The sequence below is a fragment of the Microbulbifer sp. THAF38 genome, assembly GCF_009363535.1.
GTDB lineage: Bacteria > Pseudomonadota > Gammaproteobacteria > Pseudomonadales > Cellvibrionaceae > Microbulbifer.
The window spans coordinates 3,306,273-3,328,409 of record NZ_CP045369.1; the positions used below are offsets into that span (position 1 = coordinate 3,306,273).

The 22,137-nt window shown below is 51.5% G+C and carries 18 protein-coding genes and 1 pseudogene; 9 read left to right on the top strand and 10 right to left on the bottom strand.

The genetic code is table 11. From position 1 onward, the window contains the following. Window positions 1–274: 274 nt before the first annotated feature. From FIU95_RS14275 to FIU95_RS14300, 6 genes are all read right to left on the bottom strand, one after another. On the bottom strand, window positions 275–1,231 hold the full coding sequence (locus FIU95_RS14275) for an acetyl-CoA carboxylase carboxyltransferase subunit alpha (RefSeq protein ID WP_152454405.1): 957 nt from the start codon (window positions 1,229–1,231) through the stop codon (window positions 275–277). Between the two features lie 92 nt (window positions 1,232–1,323). Next, on the bottom strand, window positions 1,324–4,842 hold the full coding sequence (gene dnaE / locus FIU95_RS14280; RefSeq protein ID WP_152454406.1) for a DNA polymerase III subunit alpha: 3,519 nt from the start codon (window positions 4,840–4,842) through the stop codon (window positions 1,324–1,326). Between the two features lie 58 nt (window positions 4,843–4,900). After that, entirely contained in the window at window positions 4,901–5,116 is a 216-nt protein-coding gene (locus FIU95_RS14285; protein ID WP_152454407.1) for a DUF1289 domain-containing protein, read from the bottom strand. 12 nt (window positions 5,117–5,128) lie between these two features. Then, window positions 5,129–5,671 (bottom strand): gamma carbonic anhydrase family protein, encoded by a 543-nt coding sequence (locus tag FIU95_RS14290; protein WP_152454408.1) that lies wholly within the window; start codon window positions 5,669–5,671, stop codon window positions 5,129–5,131. An 81-nt stretch (window positions 5,672–5,752) separates the two neighbouring features. After that, window positions 5,753–6,274, bottom strand: coding sequence for a methylated-DNA--[protein]-cysteine S-methyltransferase (locus FIU95_RS14295; protein ID WP_152454409.1), 522 nt, complete (start codon window positions 6,272–6,274; stop codon window positions 5,753–5,755). Continuing rightward, window positions 6,271–7,737, bottom strand: a complete 1,467-nt coding sequence (locus FIU95_RS14300) for a DNA-3-methyladenine glycosylase 2 (protein WP_152454410.1) — start codon at window positions 7,735–7,737, stop codon at window positions 6,271–6,273. Before FIU95_RS14300 ends, FIU95_RS14295 begins: the two co-directional genes overlap by 4 nt. A 607-nt stretch (window positions 7,738–8,344) precedes the next feature. Here FIU95_RS14300 and FIU95_RS21355 point away from each other — a divergent pair. Next, the gene (locus FIU95_RS21355) at window positions 8,345–10,930 is read left to right on the top strand and encodes a thrombospondin type 3 repeat-containing protein (RefSeq protein ID WP_152454411.1); all 2,586 of its coding nucleotides are present in this window, start codon (window positions 8,345–8,347) and stop codon (window positions 10,928–10,930) included. Window positions 10,931–10,991: 61 nt separating this feature from the next. Here FIU95_RS21355 and FIU95_RS14310 read toward each other — a convergent pair whose 3' ends face one another. The 3 genes from FIU95_RS14310 to FIU95_RS14320 form a co-directional block, all read right to left on the bottom strand. Further along, complete coding sequence (locus FIU95_RS14310) at window positions 10,992–11,771, bottom strand: PhzF family phenazine biosynthesis protein (RefSeq protein ID WP_152454412.1); 780 nt, start codon at window positions 11,769–11,771, stop codon at window positions 10,992–10,994. 244 nt (window positions 11,772–12,015) lie between these two features. Next, a complete protein-coding gene (locus tag FIU95_RS14315) occupies window positions 12,016–12,567 on the bottom strand; it encodes a hypothetical protein (protein ID WP_152454413.1) in 552 nt (183 codons plus the stop codon). Between the two features lie 280 nt (window positions 12,568–12,847). Next, window positions 12,848–13,504: a glutathione S-transferase family protein gene (locus FIU95_RS14320; RefSeq protein ID WP_152454414.1), complete on the bottom strand. Its 657-nt coding sequence runs from the start codon at window positions 13,502–13,504 to the stop codon at window positions 12,848–12,850. Between the two features lie 287 nt (window positions 13,505–13,791). Between FIU95_RS14320 and FIU95_RS21775 the strand changes: the two genes are divergently transcribed. From FIU95_RS21775 to FIU95_RS14360, 8 genes and pseudogenes are all read left to right on the top strand, one after another. Then, window positions 13,792–13,989: a transposase gene (locus FIU95_RS21775; RefSeq protein WP_152454419.1), complete on the top strand. Its 198-nt coding sequence runs from the start codon at window positions 13,792–13,794 to the stop codon at window positions 13,987–13,989. Window positions 13,990–14,195: 206 nt separating this feature from the next. Continuing rightward, complete coding sequence (locus FIU95_RS21780; protein WP_152454415.1) at window positions 14,196–14,591, top strand: transposase; 396 nt, start codon at window positions 14,196–14,198, stop codon at window positions 14,589–14,591. A 207-nt stretch (window positions 14,592–14,798) separates the two neighbouring features. Continuing rightward, window positions 14,799–15,584 (top strand): SDR family NAD(P)-dependent oxidoreductase, encoded by a 786-nt coding sequence (locus FIU95_RS14335; RefSeq protein WP_152454416.1) that lies wholly within the window; start codon window positions 14,799–14,801, stop codon window positions 15,582–15,584. A 121-nt stretch (window positions 15,585–15,705) separates the two neighbouring features. Next, entirely contained in the window at window positions 15,706–17,538 is a 1,833-nt protein-coding gene (locus FIU95_RS14340) for an ABC transporter ATP-binding protein/permease (protein ID WP_152454417.1), read from the top strand. 72 nt (window positions 17,539–17,610) lie between these two features. Then, window positions 17,611–19,329, top strand: a complete 1,719-nt coding sequence (locus FIU95_RS14345) for a Zn-dependent hydrolase (RefSeq protein ID WP_152454418.1) — start codon at window positions 17,611–17,613, stop codon at window positions 19,327–19,329. A gap of 216 nt (window positions 19,330–19,545) precedes the next feature. After that, on the top strand, window positions 19,546–19,743 hold the full coding sequence (locus tag FIU95_RS21785; protein ID WP_152454419.1) for a transposase: 198 nt from the start codon (window positions 19,546–19,548) through the stop codon (window positions 19,741–19,743). A 206-nt stretch (window positions 19,744–19,949) separates the two neighbouring features. Then, a complete protein-coding gene (locus tag FIU95_RS21790; protein WP_152454420.1) occupies window positions 19,950–20,282 on the top strand; it encodes a transposase in 333 nt (110 codons plus the stop codon). A 25-nt stretch (window positions 20,283–20,307) separates the two neighbouring features. Further along, window positions 20,308–20,994 (top strand): annotated as a pseudogene (locus FIU95_RS14360) (integron integrase); the annotation flags it as partial. 66 nt (window positions 20,995–21,060) lie between these two features. Here the strand turns inward: FIU95_RS14360 and aroC are convergent. Then, the gene (aroC, locus tag FIU95_RS14365) at window positions 21,061–22,137 is read right to left on the bottom strand and encodes a chorismate synthase (protein ID WP_152454422.1); all 1,077 of its coding nucleotides are present in this window, start codon (window positions 22,135–22,137) and stop codon (window positions 21,061–21,063) included.

A 22,137-nucleotide genomic window follows, 5' to 3' on the forward strand; every position in this document is an offset into this window, starting at 1 on the left:
TTTTTACTTTCTACCATGGGGGCACAGAGGCCTTGCAGCGGTTTTCGATAAGGGGGGTCAAAAATGGGGGCAATAGGGCACTACGCAAAGTGTCTTTGATGCGTTCAAGTAGCGAAGCGAATCAATAATAAGAGGCGAATGGCCGGTCTGATATAAAGGGATACCGTCAAACAGACAGCTTGAATCGAATAACAAGAGGCAGGGCTCCCAGGAGGGCAAACCAGGAGCGAAGAAAGGGACAGCTCGGTGATAGGGAGCTATCCCTCGGAGAATATTAAGAAACGATATTGCCGTAGCTCATCAGGCGCTGGTAACGCTTCTCCAGCAGCTCATCGATGGGGATAGCACTTAGCTGCTCCAGTTGCTCACCGAGGCGCTCTTTCAGGCTCACGGCCATAGCATCGGGATCGCGGTGGGCACCGCCGAGGGGTTCGGGGATGGTTTCATCCACAATACCCAACTCTTCCAATACACTGGAAGTCACCCCCATAGCCTCAGCCGCCAGCGGGGCCTTCTCTACGGTTTTCCAGATAATATTCGCGCAGCCCTCAGGGGAAATCACAAAGTAGGTAGAGTACTGCAGCATATTAAGCTGATCGCCGACACCAATCGCCAGGGCGCCACCGGAGGAGCCCTCACCGATCACGGTGCAAATAATCGGTGTGCGCAAACGGGACATCACTGCCAGATTCTGGGCGATGGCCTCACTGATCCCGCGCTCTTCACTGTCGATACCCGGATAAGCCCCTGGAGTATCGATCAAAGTCAGCACCGGCATTTTGAATCGCTCGGCCATTTCCATAATACGCAGCGCCTTGCGATAGCCCTCAGGCTTAGGCATACCGAAGTTACGAGCGACTTTTTCGTTAACAGTACGGCCCTTCTCTTCGCCGATCACCGCTACCGGCTTGCCATTTAAACGGGCGATACCGGCAATAATTGCCTTGTCATCACCGAAGTGGCGATCGCCGTGCAACTCGTCCCAATCGGTAAACAGTCGCTCAATATAGTCCTTGGAGTAAGGCCGCTGCGGATGTCTGGCCACCTGGACTACCTGCCAGGGGCTCAGGTCTGAGTAGATGGACTCGGTCAGAGTTCTGCTCTTATCCCGCAGCCGGGTCACTTCATCGGCGATATTCAGCTCATTGTCGTCCCCGACCAGCTGCAACTCTTTAATTTTGCTTTCCAGCTCTGCAATCGGCTGCTCAAACTCGAGAAAGTTGAAATTCATGAAATCTGCGCCTTAACTCTTTTCCATGCCACTGGGCAATCACAGCGACATAGCTTAACTGTACAGAACCGACCAGTCGAGCCCAGTGGACTTTAACGCCGTTCAGCGTATTGAAGCGCCACCCGCTCCCGGCCCAGCAGCTCCCGCAGGGACTGAACCATCTGGTCATTCGGCTCCACATTCCACTGTGGAGGCAGGCGGTAGAGACCTCGCGCATCGTGGCGCAACACTTCCAGGCTGACCCCGCACTGGCCGCCGGTATAAGGCTGCAAACACGAGGCCAGACGCTTGGCCAGTCCCGGTGCCGCAACACCGGTATCGACTTGCAAACGCACACCGGTCACCCGGCTCTGGCGCAGCTCATCCAGAGTGGAGACCCCATTTACGGTCATTTTCAGACCGCCACTGTAATCGTCATTGGCTACAGGGCCTTCGAGTACCAGTAGCGCATCCTTGGCCAGCTTGTCACGGTGCTCGCCAAACGCCTCGCTGAACATGGCCGCCTCAATGCGGCCACTGCGATCATCCAGGGTAACAATAGCCATGGAATCACCACGCTTGGTCTTCATCACCCGCATGGCCACCACCAGACCTGCCACTTTTTGTGCTTCACGGCCGGGTTTTAAATCGGCGATTCGCGCCTTGACTAGGTGCTGTAACTCATCGGCATATTCGTCGATGGGGTGTCCGGTGAGGTACAGACCCAGGGTGTTTTTCTCCCCCTCCAAGCGCTCGCGAATACTCCAGCAGCGGGTACGGCGGAAATCCTCGTACACATCACCATCGGAAGATTGGGGCACCACCTCGCCGAACAGGTCCATCATGCCGGCATTGGCATTGGCCTTTTGTTGTTCCGCCGCCTTTACCGCTTCATCCAGCGCGTTAAACAGCACTGCGCGGGAATAATCCAGTCCATCGCTGCCGCCAGTATCCGGCCCGATACTGTCGAAAGCACCGGAGCGCACCAGCGCCTCCAGTGCGCGCTTGTTCACCTTGCGCGGATCAACACGGGAACAGAAGTCAAACAGGTCGGTAAAGGGACCGCCCTCCTTTCGCGCCGCAATAATATTTTCAATCGGCCCCTCACCCAGGCCCTTGATGGCACCGAGACCGTAAATAATGCGGTTGTCGATATCCACCGAGAACTGGAAGCTGCCCAGATTGACATCCGGCGGCACCAACACCAACTCCATGGCGCGGCATTCTTCGATAAAGGTCACCACCTTATCGGTCTTATCCATATCCGAAGACATGGTTGCCGCCATAAACTGGGCCGGGTAATGGGCTTTCAGCCAGGCCGTCTGATAAGACACCAGTGCGTAAGCTGCCGAGTGAGACTTGTTAAAGCCATAACCCGCGAACTTCTCTACCAGGTCGAAGATCTTAATCGCAAGTTCGGGGTCGATGCCTTGCTCTTTTGCCCCGTTTTCAAAAGTGGCCCTCTGTTTGGCCATTTCCTCCGGTTTCTTTTTACCCATTGCCCGGCGCAACAGGTCGGCGCCACCGAGGGTATATCCCGCCAACTCCTGGGCGATCTGCATCACCTGTTCCTGGTAAACGATCACCCCGTAAGTGGGCTCCAGGATCGGTTTCAGCTTCTCGTGCTGGTATTTCGCATCCGGATAGGCCACCTGGGCGCGGCCGTGCTTCCGGTTAATAAAGTCATCCACCATGCCCGACTGCAGCGGGCCCGGACGGAACAGGGCCACCAGGGCGATCATATCTTCCAGGTTGTCCGGCTGCAGGCGCTTGATCAGGTCCTTCATACCCCGGGATTCCAGCTGGAATACCGCCGTGGTCTCCGCTCTTTTGAGCATTTTGAAGGTTTCTTCATCGTCCAGCGGCAGCGCGGCAATATCCAGGGGCTCCTCACCCTCGCGCGCACGGGTCTCGTCCACCATACGCTTGGCCCAGTCGATGATGGTCAGCGTCCGCAGGCCGAGGAAGTCGAACTTCACCAGGCCCGCATCTTCCACGTCGTTTTTATCGAACTGGGTGACCAGACCCGCGCCGGTCTCGTCACAGTAAAGCGGCGCAAAATCGGTGAGCTTGGTGGGGGCGATAACCACACCACCGGCGTGCTTGCCCACGTTACGGGAAACCCCTTCGAGTTGCAGGGCCATCTCCCAGATTTCCTGGCCCTCATCGTCGTGGTCGAGGAATTCCCGCAGGATCTCTTCCTGGTCGAAGGCCTTTTGCAGGGTCATGCCCACATCGGGGGGAATCATCTTCGATAGCTTGTCGGCAAGACCATAGGACTTGCCCTGCACCCGCGCCACGTCGCGCACCACCGCTTTCGCGGCCATGGTGCCGAAAGTAATAATCTGGCTCACCGCCTGGCGGCCATAGTTATCCGCTACGTAGCCAATTACCCGGTCGCGCTTCTCCATACAGAAGTCGATATCGAAGTCGGGCATCGATACCCGCTCCGGGTTGAGGAATCGCTCGAACAGCAGATCGTATTGCAGCGGGTCCAGATCGGTAATATCCAGCGAGTAAGCCACTAGCGAGCCGGCACCGGAACCCCGCCCCGGGCCCACTGGGATATCGTGGTCTTTGGCCCACTGGATAAAGTCCATTACGATCAGGAAGTAGCCGGGGAATCCCATCTGGATGATGATATCCAGCTCAAAGCGCAGGCGGTCTTCGTAGACCTGGCGGCGCTCGGCATAGTCCGCAGCGGATTTGTCGAGGATGGTCGCTAGGCGCCGCTCCATGCCCTCGTAGGAGACCTTCTCGAAGAACTGGTCTTCGGTCATGCCTTCGGGAATGGGGTACTCCGGCAGAAAGTATTTACCCAACTGGATTGGCGCGGAGCAGCGTTTGGCGATCTCCACGGTATTTTCCAGAGCTTCGGGGATATCGCCAAATAGCTCCCACATCTCTTCCGGTGTACGGAAATACTGTTCGGCGGAATAGCGGCGCTCGCGGCGGGGGTCATCAAGTGCACGGCCTTCGTGAATGCAGACACGTACCTCGTGGGCCTCGAACTCGCTCTCCTCCATAAAGCGCACATCGTTAGTGGCCACCACTGGCAAATTCAGTGTCTGTGCCAGATCCACCGCCGAATGCAAATAGTCCTCATCGCCAGCGCGACCGGTGCGCTGCAGCTCCAGGTAATAGCGACCGGGGAACAGTTCTGCCCACTCCCTTGCTAGTTCCTCTGCCTGGGCGCGACGCCCCGCAACCAAGGCACGGCCTACATCGCCGTACTTGGCACCGGACAGCATCAGTACCCCCTCGCTGTACTCTTTCACCCATTCGCGCTTGATATAGGCGTTACCGTGGTACTGGCCCTCCATCCAAGCGCGGGAGATCAGCTCGGTGACATTTCGATAGCCATCGGCATTCATCGCATAAAGCGTGATTAGCGTGGGCTTGCCCTCGCCGCCCTCGCTAAGCCAAAAATCCGCGGCGGTAATCGGCTTGATACCGGCACCCAAACAGGCTCGGTAGAACTTGATCTGGCCATAGAGGTTGCACTGGTCAGTGATCGCCAGGGCCGGCATTTCCAGCTCCTGGGCACGGGCAATGGCGGGCTTGATACGTACCAGGCCATCGATCAAGGAAAATTCCGAGTGAATTCTTAGGTGGACAAAGGGTTGAGTCATAGTCGCGTTTAGTTCCAGGCCCTGCGAGGCCCGGCCCCGACAAAGCGCTATCGATTGTTTACCAGAGTCGGCCCATTTGCCGCGCGCGCTCAGTGCAGAGCTTTAACACTGCACGGCGCTCATCATTGTTCATTGAACCCCAGCGGCTGATTTCGTTACCACTGCGAAAACAGCCCTCACACAGGTCCTGCTCATTCAGGGCACAGACAGAGATACAGGGGGACTTCACCGGGCGCTCTTTCGGCTGCACGGTTTTTACCGGTTGTTCAGACAACTTCTTTAAACCTCAAGATTTAGCCTCAAGAGACTCGAGCGGGACCAGCTCACTGGCGAAATGTTTGCCGTTGGCCGCGTAGTGATCGCTGCTGGCTTTGAGCAGCTCGTAGGTGGCGGGATCGAGAGATTTTACTACCTTGCCGGGAGAGCCCAGCACCATAGAGTAATCGGGGATTTCTGTGCCCTCGGTCACCAGCGCATTGGCGCCAATGATACAGCACTTGCCGATTTTGGCCCGGTTTAAGATCACGGCATTGATACCAATCAGGCTGTAATCACCAATGTCACAGCCGTGCAGCATCACTTTATGGCCTACGGTGACACCGGTACCGATGGTTAATGGCACCCCGGGATCCGCATGCAACACAGCGCCATCCTGCACATTCGTATTTTCGCCGATGGTAATCTGCGCACAGTCACCGCGAACCACCGCGTTAAACCACACAGAGCTGTGGGCAAGCATGCGCACATCACCAATTACATGGGCACCGGGCGCAATATAGTGGCCCTCACCTTCCAGTTGTGGCTGTTTATCCCCCAATCTGTACAGCATTTGGCCTCCGGCTCGATCTGGTTACGAACCGCTTATTATCCTGCTCCGGAGGGGATGTGGCCAGCGCATAGCAACTCTGCCCTAAAGCAATGTACCCTGAGCGATAAAATGAGCACCCTCTAGAGTAAGCAATCGAGCCTTTAGTGGCAGGCCGCCGGCATAACCTGTAAGACTGCCATTGGCCCCGATCACCCGGTGACAAGGAATCACCACTGCTATCGGATTGGCGCCGTTGGCCCGCGCCACTGCGCGAATCGCACGGGGCTGACCCAGCGACCGGGCCTGCTCGCTATAGCTGCGGGTTTCGCCGAAGGGAATTTTTAACAGTGCCTCCCAGACACGACGCTGGAACTCGGTCCCCTTAGGCGTCAAGGGAAGGTCGAAGCTTTGACGCTGCCCGGCGATAAATTCGCGCAGTTGGTCCGCAGCCCTGTCGGTCAGCTCGGAAGCTCCCCTCTGCCAACCAGAACCCACACGAAGCGGCCGCTCCATATCAAAAAACTGCAAAGCGACGATCCCTTTACTATCCCCTTCACTACCCTCTTCGCAGGCTGCGATGGCGACCTCTCCCAACTCCGTGGTGTAACACTCGTAAACAATCATTTCTTATCTCCTGATTTCAGGGATTGCCATAACAACATGGCTCCATAAGCCCGCCAGGGCCGCCATCGTTCCGCCCGTGCCAGGGCCTGCCTGGGTTTTGCCTTTTCACCCTCACTGCCAAGCGCTTGCAGAATACCCAGATCCGAAGACGGAAAGGCATCCGGCATAGATAACCCGCGCATGGCGATATATTGGGCGGTCCAATCACCAATACCTGGCAGCGCAGTAACCTGCTCACACCAGGCTTCCAGGGATTGCTCGGCAAAATTCACTCGGCCATCCAGAGTTGCCGCAACAAACCCGCGCAGGGTTTTGGCTCGGGTACGCGTCAATCCCAAGTCGGCAAAGTCTGCCCCGGCAAGCTGTTGCGCTGTAGGAAACAAAAATCGCTCTTCGCCGGCATCATCCATAAAAGACTCCCCATAGCGAGCCACCAAGCGCCCAGCGATAGTGGTTGCCGCCGCCACACTGATTTGCTGGCCGAGGATCGCCCGCAGGGCATATTCAAACGGGTCCCAGGCGCCGGGAAGACGCAACCCAGGCTGTAGGGTTAGCTGCCTTTCCAGCAGCGGGTCGCCATTTAATACCGTTTGGATTTCCTCGATATCCGCATCCAGATCAAATAGACGGCGCAGGCGTTGATTGAGCAGGTAGAGTCCCATCCCCCCTTCCTGGCCGAAGATCTCCACCACCAGGCGATTTCTCTCCGCGTCATTGGTTACCCGTATCGAACCGCGGCAGCCATCCAAGGCAATGCTGCGCGAATAGACTTCTCCATCCACCTGCTCCACGCCCTTCAGGGCACGCGCGCCCAAAAAGGACAACAGTCGAGGCCAGTCCAGCGGTGGGCGGTAATCAAGATACAGGCGAACTTGAGTGGCAATTCCCGGTTTCAACCGATCACCACTCCCCTCTCTGCGCACTTCGGAAGGGGTGCGCTGGTATATCTGCTTAAAAACGCCATTAAAACGACGCAGGCTATTAAAACCGGACTCATAAGCAATTTCAGCGATAGGCAAATGGGTATCGCGTAACAGGCGAAAAGCAAACAACGCCCGCTCAGTCTGCCACACCGCCAAGGGGCTCACACCCAGGTGCTCGGCAAATAAACGACGTAGATAGCGGCTGCTGACGCCGAGACGCTCGGCCAATCGCTCCACCGATTGCGGCTCCCTTTCACTGCGCATTAGCTTCAAGGCCCGCTGCACCGTGGTCGATACCAGACCCCATGCTGGGCTTCCCGGCGCTGAATCCGGTCGGCAGCGCAGACAGGGCCTAAAACCAGCATTGGCCGCCTCGGCTGCAGTGGCAAAATAGGTAACATTGCGCTCCAGGGGCGGTCGCGCAGGGCAGATAGGGCGACAGAAGATTCCGGTCGTCTTCACCGCCGTGAAAAAACGCCCATCAAAGCGCCGATCGCGGGCAAGCCGCGCGCTAGAACAAATTGCCGCATCAATTTTCATGTGCCCCTCCCGTATATGACTTCCAGTCTATTTCTACGCCGCACAATAAACTAGTCAAAAACGGAACTGGCCAAAAACCTTTCTGACCAAATGGTCAAAACAAGAATCCAGTCGCCACTACCTTGGATAAATAATTCAAGTAAACAGCGTTTCTGGCAGCACCAGTTATTGTTTGCTAGCCGATGAATTGGCGAATCTGATTATTCTCTTCCCACCGATAAAAATAATCAGGGTCATTAATTTCTACCTCACCAGCAGTTCAGAAGAGAAAGGCATAGCGACACCCTGCCACTCATTCATCCACATCAAGGTCGGCCACTTTATTTTTTTCATTGAAAAAAATAAAACCCACAAAATAAACCGCCTTTATTTCCTCAATCATTACCTTTATTCAGAGAAAACACACATATTTACCCACATCGAAAATTCGGTGGCTTATTTAATCTGAAAAGAAATAAATATCAGATATTTACCCCCCGAAATCTATCTAACGGGAAGAACCCATAAAAAAGTGACGATTTAATTTTCACTTCTTTTCGCGCAAGCCATAGGCCACTTCTTCGCCGAGCAGATAACAAAAAAGGATTTGTCCCCGGAGATTTTCAACATGTCCAAAATACCGCTGATTGTATTTATTCTCTCTCTACTGCTATTGAGCGCCTGTGGTTCCGACAAAGGGAGAGGTAGGGCCGCCGAAGACTTACTCCCCGGCTCCAATGTCACAGACAGTGATAGAGACGGCATACGAAACTCCGATGACAATTGCCCCAGCATCAGTAACGCCTCCCAAGAGGATCTGGACAGTGATGGCAGCGGTGACGCTTGTGACAGCGACGATGACAATGATAACCACCTGGATTCCGAGGATAACTGCCCACAAATCGCCAACACCGATCAGGCAGATAGTGATGGTGACGGTCTTGGCAATGCCTGCGATGAAGACCTCGATGGCGATGAAGTGGTAAACGAAGAGGATAACTGCCCTGCAGATGCGAACCATGAACAGGGTGATATAGACAACGATGGTGTAGGCGATAGCTGCGACAACGATCGTGACGGTGATGACTACACCAACACCCTCGACAATTGCCCAAATGTCGCCAACCCAGATCAGGCTGATCAAGACAGTGATGGCATTGGCGATCTTTGTGATGCCGATAGCGATAGCGATGACGATGGTCTGGACGATGGCGTAGACAACTGTCCGCAAGTCCCCAACGAAGATCAAGTGGATACCGATAGCGATGGCGTGGGCAACGCCTGCGACAACGACGATGACGGTGATAGTATCGAAGACAGTGGCGACAACTGTCCGAGCACTCCGAATCCCGCCCAGGAGGACCAAGACAACGATGGTCTTGGTAATGTGTGCGACCCTGACCGGGATAACGACGGCACTGAGAATGGAACCGATAACTGCCCCAACGTCTCCAACGCCGATCAAACTGACACCGACTCCGATGGGCAGGGCGACCTTTGCGACGGTGACGATGATGCAGATGGCATTGAGGATCAGAGTGACAACTGCCCACTTGAAGCCAACGCCGACCAGACCGACACCGATGGCGATGACCTCGGCGACCTCTGCGACTCGGATCGGGATGGCGATGGCGTAGACAACGATGCAGACAACTGTCCTCTTGAGCCGAATGCAGATCAGGTAGATAGCGACGGTGACAGTTTTGGCGATGCCTGCGATAACAACGCCGATATTGACGGGGATCTAATTCCCGACAGCGTCGACAACTGTGTAAGTGTTGCCAATACCAGCCAATTCGACCGAGATGGAGATGGTATTGGTGACGCCTGTGACAGTGATCTAGACGGCGACGGTAGTGATAACGAAGCAGATAACTGCCCGGCTATTCCCAATCGGAATCAGGAAAATAATGATAATGACCAGTACGGAGATATCTGTGATAGCGATGATGATAACGATGGCATCAACGACTTTGTCGATAACTGTCGCTACGCCTCCAATGCCAACCAGAAAGACAGCGACGGAGACACCCTCGGCGATGCCTGTGATTACGATCTGGATAATGACGGCATCGAAAATACTAACGACAATTGCCCCAACGCCTCCAACACCCTACAAGAGGACCGGGATGGAGATGGCATAGGCAATGTTTGCGATACAAACACCGATAGTGACAATGACGGCTATGACGACGGAGTAGACAACTGCCCAGCCGTAGCAAACCCGGATCAGGCTGATCAGGATAAGGACGGCAACGGAGATAGCTGTGATATTGACTGGGATGGAGACGGCACGGCCAATGGGCAAGATAACTGTCCCTTTGTACCCAACGATCAAACCGATAGCGACAGCGACGGCTCCGGTGACCATTGTGATAATGACCTCGACGGTGACGGTGTCGAGGACAACCTAGACAATTGCCCCCATGTGCCAAACCCAGGGCAGGAAGACGGTGATGATGATGGCAATGGGGACGCCTGTGATAGCGATGTCGATAACGACAGCTTGGATGACAGCACAGATAACTGCCCAGCTATTTCCAACCCAACCCAAAGCGATAGTGATGGAGACGGACTAGGAGATGCCTGCGACCCCGATGTGGATAACGACAGAGTAGAAAATGCCTTGGACAACTGCCCACAAAGTTGGAATCCCAATGGCGAAGACTCTGATCAGGACGGGATTGGCGATGCCTGTGACTTTGACACCCTCCTCTCCTGCACAAGCTTCGAGGGGCTAGAAATAATGGATGGAGCCAGCACTGAATTGGAGCATGGTATCAATGCCCCCTGCGAGGGCTGTTCTGTAACTTCTTTGGGCAAGGTTAGCAACGGCATACTATCCGATGCCGCCAGAATGGAAGTAGCGAGGGGCGCTGGAGGTAGCACTTATATCCAGATCAACCATGAAGATGTAAGAACTGGGCGCTATATGGTCAGCTTCCTGGTGGAGAATACCAACTCCCTGCTGGATCTTATTTACCTGAATAGTATTACCATCAGTACCTACCTGGATGGAACAGCCACAGGTGAAAATATCAGCGGCTATATGCTGGCGCCCTTTAAGGTCAATGGTGCACGGAATCACCGCCTGCTACTGGCAAATACCCGGGCAGACTTTAATCAGGTTCGTTTGACCCTTAGAGGCCTGGAGCTTAGTAACAACAAGCTGGATGTCTATCTCACCTGTGCGGTACCAATCAGCCAGCAGTAATGAATTTCTAATCAAAACAGAAAAGCCCCAGTGTTTCGGGGCTTTTTTATTAAAAATGTTATTAAAGCACTATTTTACCGCGCATATAATCTACCGCTTGGCCAATAAGTATGACCTCATTATTGACAACCTCACACGTCAACACACCGCCCCTCTTTGACAGCTGCCTAGCACTGAGACGCGATTTCCCCAATACCTGACTCCAATAGGGGGCAAGCTCACAGTGTGCGGAACCGGTTACTGGATCCTCATTTACCCGCAGCTTCGAGTAAAAACAGCGGCTGACAAAGTCACAGTGATCCCCCGGTGCGGTAATGACGACTCCTCTTAAATCTAACTCGGCCAGCAGCATAAAATTCGGCTTGATGCTCTTTAATTCAGCCTCGCTATTTAGCACAACGATATAGTCGAACGCAGCCAAAGTTTGTAGCGGTGATACACCCAAAGCGCCGGATAAACTGGAAGAACACTCAACCGGAGTGGGCACACTGGCAGGAAAACACATCTTGTAGCCGTCTTCACAAACTTCCACTTTTAGTAGACCACTGCGCGTCTCAAAGTGAATGACAGGCCTTTTATAGGATAAATGCTTAAATAACACATGGGCCGCCGCCAGAGTGGCATGACCACAGAGATCCACTTCAGCTTCAGGGGTAAACCAACGCAGCCTGTAACCATCACCCTCGGGTACAAAAAATGCTGTTTCAGATAAGTTATTTTCCTCAGCAATTCTTTGCATCTGTATACCTGGCAACCACTCGTCTAAAGGACAAACCGCTGCCGGGTTACCGGAAAACACTTCAGATGCAAAAGCATCCACCTGATAAAGATTAATCTCCATATTTTTCTGCACTATCCATCCAAAGGGGGGGAAAGCAGAGATTACTATCAATAGCGCTGACAATACAGGGCGATCATCAAGATGCAACCACAGCCTCAGCAGATACTAAAAAGGGGCATTCAGATGCCCCTTAAATAGAAACGACGTACTAACAATGAAATAATGCGTATTCAATACTTTGCAAAAAATCTCATAATATGTACACGCAGTAGTTTAAAGAACCAAAGAAAATTTTTTCAGCCAGCTAATCCAAAGGGCAAACACTTGCCAGAGAAGTTGTGAAAGCACGCTTCATAAATTCAAACTGCTCATTGGTTTCCATATGTTCACTCAGTGAGTTCCTGGCAGAAAGAAAGCGCTTCTTCTCCAAATCTGTCATACCTTCATGATAGAGGTATAGCTTTTCAACTGGCTTCATCGCCGATTTTTCGCTTCTATAAAATTGATCCTTGGACATTGCCAGATCAACCTTATCCCGAATTGAGCCATCCGGCATTATTTGAACAGAGACACTGGGAACATAGTTTGCTATCGGTCCCTTTAGATTTAATACTTCTGGATTAAGCTCACTCAGCTTCTTGGCGATATAAACTTTCAGCTTATTATTTCTAACCTCCAGTTTTACAAACGGCTTTATTATCTTGAACTTATCTTTATCCTCTTCAAACAATTGCACAGACGCCTCTAACATCACCAAACTCTGGGTGTTCAGAAAACGCTCATACTCCTCTAGCTGGCAAGAGGCTTGTGCATACTGACTGAAGAAAAAGGCGAGGACCAGGGCTGGTATTTTCATTGTTCCAATGATTATCCTTAATTTTTAGGTATTGGCCGCCCAACTCCATTAGGCGAATCTGACGTATATCACACCCTATTTTAGTCGCCTTTTTCTCTTGCATAACCTATAGGTTCACATTTGCGGGATTCCCCACAGAAAATACGTGGCTTCCTTCTTTTTTCAGGCTATACACGCCATTAAAAGACAACGGGGAGAAGATGAAAAGAAAGATCAGGGTATTACCTCTAAAGGTTTACTCTCTGTGCAGCCCAATGCAATAAAACTGAACTCTTCTTAATTAGCGATAATTATCCAGGATAATCGGGGGCAGGTTCCTGGCTTCCGACATCCACTCTTCCACACTCTCTCTAGCAAGAAGCCTTTTTATCCACTGGTGGGTCAGAGGCCAGCTTCGCATTTGAGGGCGGTGAGAATAAATTCTGATTACCGTGGGTACCAGTGCGAGATCGGCCAGGGAGAGATCACCACATAGGTAAGGGCCGCCACTAAGGCTAAGTTCTTGCTCCCAACAACGAAACAACCGCTCTGCATCTATTTGCTCTTCCTGGGTCATCTGCCGTTTGTCGGGATAAAAAGCACTTTCAAAAGATAGCCGTGGACATAGCCCTGAGAGTCCCGCATGCTGCCAGCTTAAGAAGGATCGCGCTCTAGCCCTCAGCAAGGGATCTGAAGGCAATAAATTTCCACCGCCAATATCATTGGCATATTCCATAATAGCCAAAGAATCAAAGATGATACTTTGGTTTTCCACCAGTACAGGCACCGAGGCAGCTGGGGAGATCTCGCCGATTCTACGAAGATTGTCGAAACGCTGTGGTTTGCGAATATCAACAACCTGCTCTTTAAACTCAATACCCAACTCCCTTAAAGGAAGCCAGGCTCGAAATGCCCAACTGGAGACATTCTTTGTACCAATGTATAAAATACGTTCCATGTTTAGCCTAAAAAAAATTTAAGATTCAATCTTACATCCAAATTACAAGCTAATCACAATAGGTTCACTCTTTTTCCCATCAGAGATTCCAACCTATCGAAGCTTTCTTTCCAAGCAAAGGTACACAAAGAGGCTAACCTGAAAAATCACAACAATAAAAACACCTTTACCAAATCACTAGAGGCTGTTTCATAACTTGAAATTGGCTATTCTCACGCAATTACATAGAAAAAAGCCCAGCAATAGTGAGCCGATTCAAGTCAGAATTAACCAATGATCAATGGAAAGTGATCGAACTTTGTCTTCCTGAGTTAAAACGAGGAAAGGGAGGCCCAAAACCCATTGATAATCGAACTTGTTTTGAAGGCATCCTGTGGGTTTTGCGTTCTGGAGCGCGATGGAAAAATCTTCCTTCATGCTATCCATCACCAAGTACATGCTGGAGAAGGCTTCAGTTTTGGGAAGAGCAAGGAGCTTGGTTATAGGCATGGAGAAGATTCCTAGAGCTGTTGGATCAACAGTCTTTGCTTAACTGGGAGGGGGTCTTTTCTGATGGCAGCTTTGCACCAGTAAAAAAAGGGGCTTCGAAATCGGGAAAACCAAACGGAGTAAGGGTTCAAAGTGGATGGTGGCGGTCAATGGCGAAGGTATTCCACTGAGAGGCACCATTACTTAGGCCTCACCAGTAGAAGTGGATTTATTACACCCATTACTTGATGTTACGTATAAAAATACAAAGATTCATCGCTTAGTTTATGATAAAGCTGCGGACTCTGATCCTCTTCGAGATAGTCTGTTGAGTCGTGGAATCGACCTTATCTGTCCACACAGAAGAAATAGGAAAAAAGTCTCAAGGCAGGATGGCAGAAAGCTCAGAAGGTACACTCGCCGTTGGAAAGTTAAGCGAACTTTTGCGTGGCTGGGAAATTACCGTCGTTTAGTTGTTAGATGGGAGCGATATTTGTCCACTTATCGTGCTTTTTTACTGTATTGCATGCATGTTAATTACGTTAAAGAAGTTATGAAGCAGCTTCTAGGCTTTTATATCATTTTCTTGAAATTAGGGGCTCTCTGCAAAATTCTGTGAGCCGCTCTGAAATCAGAAAACTGCTCTTTAAGATTGCAATTGCTCCGTTGCACCACTTGCAAAGGGCCATAGCCATTCGCGGTGAGCAGAGCCTAATCTCTGTCGCTTTCAAGGCCCAAAGTTGTATTATGGAATTGTTCAGAGGTCCCTAAAATATAAATAATCTCGTCATCATTGCAGTAATTATTGGCTTTGGCAGGTCGATTTATGGGAAAACTAAACAATAAAGTCGCCATTGTCGTTGGCGGCAATGAAGGTATCGGTGAGGGAACCGCTCGTCGCTTTGCAGAGGAGGGCGCCAAGGTGGCTATTTTGGCACGGCGTGCCGTAGAGGGGCGTAAGGTTGAACAATCTATTCTAGCCTCCGGAGGGGAGGCCGCTTATATTTCCTGCGATGTCACTGATAACAATTTAGTGAGCCAGGCTGTGATGGAGGTTATCAGCCTTTATGAGGCTATCAACGTATTATTTTACGGTGCAGGTACCGGCGCCCCAAATATGTTCCCCTATGAGAACTTACAAGAGTGGGAGGAAGTGTTTAAAGTCAATATGACAGGCTGCTTCCTGATGTGTAAGGCAGTCTGGCCTTACCTGATAGGTGCTGGTGGTGGGGCCATTATCAATGTGTCCTCACTGGCAGCACAGAGTGCACCCACGGATAATCAATTGGATCAAGTCGGTTTCCTGCCATCAGCCTCCTATTACGCTTCCAAGGCTGGGGTGGAAGCCTTTACCCGCTATATTGCCGGGATTGGAGCCCGCCACAATATTAGAGCGAACTGCTTGCGTCCGGGACAAATACTGACCGAAGCAGTTACTTCTCTAGATGGCAAACATGTTTTTGCTAACTTCCTCGAGACCGCACAAATGTTGAAGGGGCCGGGCTACCCTCACGATGTCGCTAATGCGGCAGTATTCCTGGCCTCTGATGACTCCCGCTTCATTACTGCGGAAACGCTTAATGTCGATGGTGGCTTAGTAGCGAAGGTGTGAACCCCGCTGGTTCAGTAGCAAGCCAAAGACTTGGGCACCAGCCAATTTATACGATTGAACGTCTATATAACTCATTCAGTCTATTTATAATGGGCGGCTATTTTGCCTTCCGGAAACGATTATGCCGAGACCCAAGTCCACTGTTTCTCTGGATGAGGTGCACTGGGGTGCGCTGAAAACCCTGTTTCCCTATTTGTTGGAGTTCCGCCGGGCTGTCGCCCTGGCAATCTTGTGCTTGATTGGGGCGAAAGTGGCCGGAGTTACCCTGCCATTTATCCTCAAGCATATCGTCGACAATCTGGATAATGCCGGCGGTATTGCCCAGGCCATTGCACTGCCGCTGGGGCTTTTATTCGCTTATGGTGCGGTGCGATTTTCCAGCACCTTATTTGGTGAGTTGCGGGATACCATTTTTGGTCGGGTAACAGAGCGGGCTCAGCGCCGGGTTGGCCTGGAAGTATTTCAACACCTGCACAAACTGGACCTGGATTTCCATCTGGACCGACGCACCGGTGGGCTCTCCCGAGATATTGAACGTGGCAATAGCGGCATCGGCTTTTTGATGCGTTTTATGGTGTTCAATATCGTGCCAACCCTGGTGGAAATTGCCATGGTGGCCGGCTTGCTTTGGTGGAATTACAGCGGTGTGTTTGCCCTGGTGGTTGTGGTCGCCGTAGTTGTTTATATCGGTTTCTCTGTATTGGCTACCGAATGGCGCACCCGTTTTGTGCGGGCCCTGAATGAGGCCGAATCCCAGGCAAGCAGCCGTGCTGTGGACAGCCTGCTCAACTATGAAACGGTAAAATATTTTGCCAATGAGCGGCATGAATCGAATCACTACGATCGAGAGCTTGCTGTCTGGGAGCGGGCTAGGCGTAAAAATCGCTTATCCCTGTTTAGCTTAAACACGGGCCAAGCATTTATCATCGCCAGTGCCATGTGTGCGGCGATGATACTGGCGGCGGTAGGTGTGACCAAAGGACAGATGACCATCGGGGATTTTGTTTTGGTGAACGCCTTTATGATGCAAATTTTTATTCCGCTGAATTTCCTCGGTTTTGTTTACCGGGAGATGAAAGGGGCTTTGGCCAATATTGAAAAGATGTTCTCTCTGCTTTCGGTTAAGCCTGCGGTGGCAGATAAGCTTAAAGCCCAGGATTTGTTGGTATCGGAAGGTCGTATTGAATTTGATGCCGTGCGCTTTGGCTACAAAGATAACCGTGAAATTTTGCGCCAGGTTAGTTTCTCTGTGTTACCGCGCCAAAAGGTGGCGATTGTAGGGGCCAGCGGGGCTGGTAAATCCACCCTGTTTAAGTTGTTGTTCCGTTTTTATGACGTGAGCGGTGGGGCTATTCGTATTGATGGCCAGGATATTCGCGCTGTGAGCCAGGAATCCCTGCGCCGCGCGATCGGTGTGGTGCCCCAGGATGCCGTGCTATTCAACCAGTCGATCAAAGATAATGTGCGCTATGGGCGGGTTGATGCCACTGATAAGGAAGTGATGGCCGCAATTCACCATGCGCATCTATCGGACTTTGTCCGCCAGCTTCCCCAGGGTGTGGATACCTTGGTAGGCGAGCGCGGCCTCAAGCTCTCCGGCGGTGAGAAACAACGGGTTGCTATCGCACGGGCGCTGCTCAAAAAACCACCGATTATGATCTTTGATGAAGCCACTTCCTCTCTGGACAGCCGATCTGAGCGCGGCATTGTCGCCTCCTTAAAGGAAATTGCCCGCGAGCAGACCACATTGGTGATTGCCCACCGCCTCTCCACAGTGGTGGATGCCGATAAAATTTTGGTGATGGACCAGGGCCAGATTGTGGAGCAGGGCTCCCATAATCAGCTGCTGGAGGAGGGCGGACACTATGCGACCCTATGGCGTATGCAACAACAGGAGCGTACGGTTGGAATAGGGGAGGAATCGCCTTTGACTTCCCAAGTTGCGGAGCCCTGAAGGCCTATCTTGATAATTGTGCGCAGCCAGACTAATGTGGCGCCGAAACAAAAAAACGATAGGCAGAGCGATATGACCATCCCCTTTCACACCACCAAGATCGCTGCCGCACTGCTGGCCCTGGCGCTGGTGGGCGGCTGTAGCAAAGACAAACAGTCCGAGGAAATCCGTAAAGACGAAACCGAGGCACAGATCGTTGAATCTGAGACGGTCACTCCACCCGCAGGGCAAGCCATAGAAAATGCCGATAAGCGCTTTGATATTTATGTACCGGTAGAACTCACCGCTGACATGAGCGATCTCACCGCGAACCAGCGTAAAATGATCGGCCTGCTGATCGATGCCAGTCGGATCATGGATCAACTGTTCTGGCTGCAGTCTTACGGCCCGGCAGAAGTACTGCTGCCCGATATCGAGGACAACCGCGCGCGCAAGTTTGCCGAGATTAATTACGGTCCCTGGGATCGCCTCAATGACAACAAGCCGTTTATTACCGGCTACGGCCCGAAACCCCTGGGTGCCAACTTCTATCCGGCAGATATGACCCGCGAAGAGTTTGAGAACTGGGACCAACCGGGAAAAGATGGCCTTTACTCTCTGGTGCGTCGGAACGATGCCGGCAAGCTGGAGCTGATTCCCTACAGCAAAGCCTACAATGCTGACCTGAAGAAGGCTGCGGATATCCTGCGCCAGGCAGCTTCACTGGCGGAAAGTAAAGAGTTCGCTAATTACTTGATTATGCGCGCGGATGCATTGCTCAATGATAATTTCCGTCCCAGCGACATGGCTTGGATGGACATGAAGGAAAATGATATCGACGTAGTGATCGGGCCCATCGAAAATTACGAAGATCAGATGTTCGCCTATCGCACGGCCTATGAGTCTTATGTACTCCTCAAAGATAAAGAGTGGAGTAAGAAGCTGGCCAAGTTTGCTGCGCTGTTGCCTGAACTACAGGAAGGCCTGCCGGTAGAGGAAAAGTACAAAGCCGAAGAGCCGGGTACCGATTCCGACCTGAATGCCTACGATGTACTCTTCTACGCGGGTCACAGCAATGCGGGCTCCAAGACCATCGCCATTAACCTGCCTAATGATGAAGAAGTGCAGCTGGCGAAAGGCACTCGTCGGCTGCAGCTGAAAAACGCTATGCGCGCTAAGTTCGACAAGATTTTGGTGCCCATCAGCGATGTGTTGATTGCGCCAGATCAGCGTAAGCACATCACATTCCCCGCTTTCTTTGCCAATACCATGTTCCACGAAGTGGCGCACGGCCTAGGTATTAAGAAGACTGTGACTGGCGGGGCAAATGTACGTCAGGCACTGAAGGAGACTTCCTCCTCCCTGGAAGAAGGCAAAGCGGATATTCTCGGCCTGTATATGGTGACCCGCCTGCATGAGAAGGGGGAGATCCAAGAAGGTGAACTGATGGATAACTACGTTACCTTCTTGGCCGGTATTTTCCGCAGTGTGCGCTTCGGTGCAGCCAGTGCCCACGGTAAAGCCAATATGATGCGCTTTAACTTTTTCAAAGAGCAGGGCGCCTTTACCCGTGACCCGAAAACCGGGCAGTACAGCGTGGATTTCGAAAAAATGCAGCAGGCTATGACCAATCTATCGCGCCTGATCCTCACTATCCAAGGTGATGGTAACTACGACCAAGCTAAAGCTCTGCTTGCCGAAAAGGGCGTTATTGGCCCCGAGTTGCAGTCCGATTTGGACCGACTGGCTGAAGCGAATATTCCAGTCGATGTTACTTTTATCCAGGGCAAAGAAGTGCTTGGATTAAAATAAGCAAAAAAATATCAAAACAAAAAACCCGGCTCCTGCCGGGTTTTTTGTTTTGATATTTTTTAAGGGAGCGGGATGCCTATATAGATGTGTGAAGGGTGAGGAGTAATTAGAGGCTGCTTCATAACTTGAAATCGGTTATTCTCACGCAATTACATAGAAAAAAGCCCAGCAATAGTGAGCCGATTCAAGTCAGAGTTAACCAATGATCAATAGAAAGTGATCGAACTTTGTCTTCCTGAGTTAAAACGAGGAAAGGGAGGCCCAAAACCCATTGATAATCGAACTTGTTTTGAAGGCATCCTGTGGGTTTTGCGTTCTGGAGCGCGATGGAAAAATCTTCCTTCATGCTATCCATCACCAAGTACATGCTGGAGAAGGCTTCAGTTTTGGGAAGAGCAAGGAGCTTGGTTATAGGCATGGAGAAGATTCCTAGAGCTGTTGGATCAACAGTCTTTGCTTAACTGGGAGGGGGTCTTTTCTGATGGCAGCTTTGCACCAGTAAAAAAAGGGGCTTCGAAATCGGGAAAACCAAACGGAGTAAGGGTTCAAAGTGGATGGTGGCGGTCAATGGCGAAGGTATTCCACTGAGAGGCACCATTACTTAGGCCTCACCAGTAGAAGTGGATTTATTACACCCATTACTTGATGTTACGTATAAAAATACAAAGATTCATCGCTTAGTTTATGATAAAGCGGTGGACTCTGATCCTCTTCGAGATAGTCTGCTGAGTCGTGGAATCGACCTTATCTGTCCACACAGGAGAAATAAGAAAAAAGTCTCAAGGCAGGATGGCAGAAAGCTCAGAAGGTACGCTCGCCGTTGGAAAGTGGAGCGGACTTTTGTGTGGCTGGGAAATTACCGCCGTTTAGCTGTTAGATGGGAGCGATATTTGTCTACTTATCGTGCTTTTTTCTATATTGCATGCATGTTAATTACGTTAAGGAAGTTATGAAACAGCTTCTAGTCATTCACAGGGAGTCTTCAAATTACAGATAGAGCTAATGTATGGCTCAGGGCTCCGTAGTGCCGAACTACTATCTCTCCGAATAAAAGATGTGGACTTTGGCAGTAAAAATATTTTTGTCCGCGGCGGAAAAGGAAATAAAGATCGAACTACCCTTCTTCCGCAGGGAGTAATCCCAGGTTTAGAACGTCAAGTTCAGTGTGTATCTCTCCTTCATCAACAGGACTTACTGGCCGGCTACGGTTTGGTTTACCTACCGGATGCACTCGACCGAAAATACCCTAATGCTGCCAAACAACTCGCTTGGCAATACTTGTTTCCTTCAACCACTATTAGTAAGTGCCCTCGATCAGGTATCTACCGAAGACACCATATGCACTCGTCCACATTGACACGTCAAGTAAGTACCGCTGTGGGTAAGGCTGGAATCAACAAACCAGCACGCTGCCATGCCTTTCGGCATAGCTTTGCCACACATTTACTCGAAGCAGGTTACGATCTGCGTACTATTCAGGAATTATTAGGGCACTCTGACATCAGCACTACTGAGATTTATACCCATGTAGTAAATCGTGGTGATAAAGGGGTTTTAAGCCCTTTTGATCGCCTTCGTAGTAATCACAAAGTTGAGGAGACTTGCCCTGGATATTTGGCTGAGATTACTGAGTTGCAAATGCAACGTTTTCAGGCTGTGCTGTAATTTAGAGGATTCTGAATACCGGCCTTCGCCGGTACCTTGTTAGAAAGACTGCTGTTTAGTAGCAAATCAGCCGGGAGTCACATCTCCATTCTGACCCCGGTGGCGTAGAGTGTGGTCCATTAACACAAGAGCCATCATTGCCTCAGCAATTGGTGTTGCCCGAATACCCACACAGGGATCGTGGCGACCTTTGGTAATCACCTCAATAGCATTGCCGGAACGATCGATACTACGGCCCGGGATGCGCAAGCTGGAAGTGGGTTTCAGGGCAATATGGGCAACGATATCCTGGCCACTGGAAATACCGCCGAGGATGCCGCCGGCATTATTGGAGAGAAAACCCTCTTCAGGAGTAATCTCATCGCGATGCTCGGTGCCCTTTTGCTCCACACAGTCAAAGCCAGCTCCAATTTCCACTCCTTTTACTGCGTTGATGCTCATCAGGCCGTGAGCCAGGTCTGCATCCAGACGATCAAAAATCGGTTCACCCAGCCCGGCGGGGACGCCGCTGGCATGTACTGAGATGCGCGCGCCGATGGAGTTACCCTCTTTGATCAACGCCTGCATATAGGCTTCCATTTCGGGTACTCGTTCGGCATCGGGGCAGAAGAATGGGTTCTGCTCGACTTGCTCCCAATCCAGTTTTTGCACCTTAATCGGCCCCAACTGGGACAGGTAACCGCGCACTTCAATACCGTATTTCTGTTTTAGCCATTTTTTGGCAATGGCTCCGGCCGCAACACGCATGGCGGTCTCCCGCGCAGAGGAGCGGCCGCCACCGCGGTAGTCGCGGATACCGTATTTTTGCCAGTAGGTGTAATCGGCGTGCGCCGGGCGTACCTGTTCGGCGATATTGCCATAGTCCTTGGAGCGCTGATCGGTATTTTCAATCAACAGGCCGATAGGTGTACCGGTGGTTTTTCCTTCAAAAACACCAGAGAGAATTTTCACCTGGTCCGGCTCACGGCGCTGGGTGGTATAGCGGGAAGTCCCTGGCTTTCGGCGGTCCAGCTCCAACTGGATCTCCTCCTCACTGATCTCCAACCCCGGAGGGCAGCCATCAACAATACAGCCCAGGGCTGGGCCATGGCTCTCGCCAAAGGTGGTGACGCAGAACAGCTTGCCAAAGGTATTGCCCGACAT

What these genes read in the sequence shown, in the direction of transcription:
- FIU95_RS14320 (WP_152454414.1), bottom strand. Translation starts at nt 13,504, where the DNA reads ATGGAACGTATTTTATACATTGGTACAAAGAATGTCTCCAGTTGGGCA.
- FIU95_RS14315 (WP_152454413.1), bottom strand. Translation starts at nt 12,567, where the DNA reads ATGAAAATACCAGCCCTGGTCCTCGCCTTTTTCTTCAGTCAGTATGCA.
- dnaE (WP_152454406.1), bottom strand. Translation starts at nt 4,842, where the DNA reads ATGACTCAACCCTTTGTCCACCTAAGAATTCACTCGGAATTTTCCTTG.
- aroC (WP_152454422.1), bottom strand. Translation starts at nt 22,137, where the DNA reads ATGTCGGGCAATACCTTTGGCAAGCTGTTCTGCGTCACCACCTTTGGC.
- FIU95_RS14275 (WP_152454405.1), bottom strand. Translation starts at nt 1,231, where the DNA reads ATGAATTTCAACTTTCTCGAGTTTGAGCAGCCGATTGCAGAGCTGGAA.
- FIU95_RS14340 (WP_152454417.1), top strand. Translation starts at nt 15,706, where the DNA reads ATGCCGAGACCCAAGTCCACTGTTTCTCTGGATGAGGTGCACTGGGGT.
- FIU95_RS14310 (WP_152454412.1), bottom strand. Translation starts at nt 11,771, where the DNA reads ATGGAGATTAATCTTTATCAGGTGGATGCTTTTGCATCTGAAGTGTTT.
- FIU95_RS14345 (WP_152454418.1), top strand. Translation starts at nt 17,611, where the DNA reads ATGACCATCCCCTTTCACACCACCAAGATCGCTGCCGCACTGCTGGCC.
- FIU95_RS14295 (WP_152454409.1), bottom strand. Translation starts at nt 6,274, where the DNA reads ATGATTGTTTACGAGTGTTACACCACGGAGTTGGGAGAGGTCGCCATC.
- FIU95_RS14335 (WP_152454416.1), top strand. Translation starts at nt 14,799, where the DNA reads ATGGGAAAACTAAACAATAAAGTCGCCATTGTCGTTGGCGGCAATGAA.
- FIU95_RS14290 (WP_152454408.1), bottom strand. Translation starts at nt 5,671, where the DNA reads ATGCTGTACAGATTGGGGGATAAACAGCCACAACTGGAAGGTGAGGGC.
- FIU95_RS14300 (WP_152454410.1), bottom strand. Translation starts at nt 7,737, where the DNA reads ATGAAAATTGATGCGGCAATTTGTTCTAGCGCGCGGCTTGCCCGCGAT.
- FIU95_RS21355 (WP_152454411.1), top strand. Translation starts at nt 8,345, where the DNA reads ATGTCCAAAATACCGCTGATTGTATTTATTCTCTCTCTACTGCTATTG.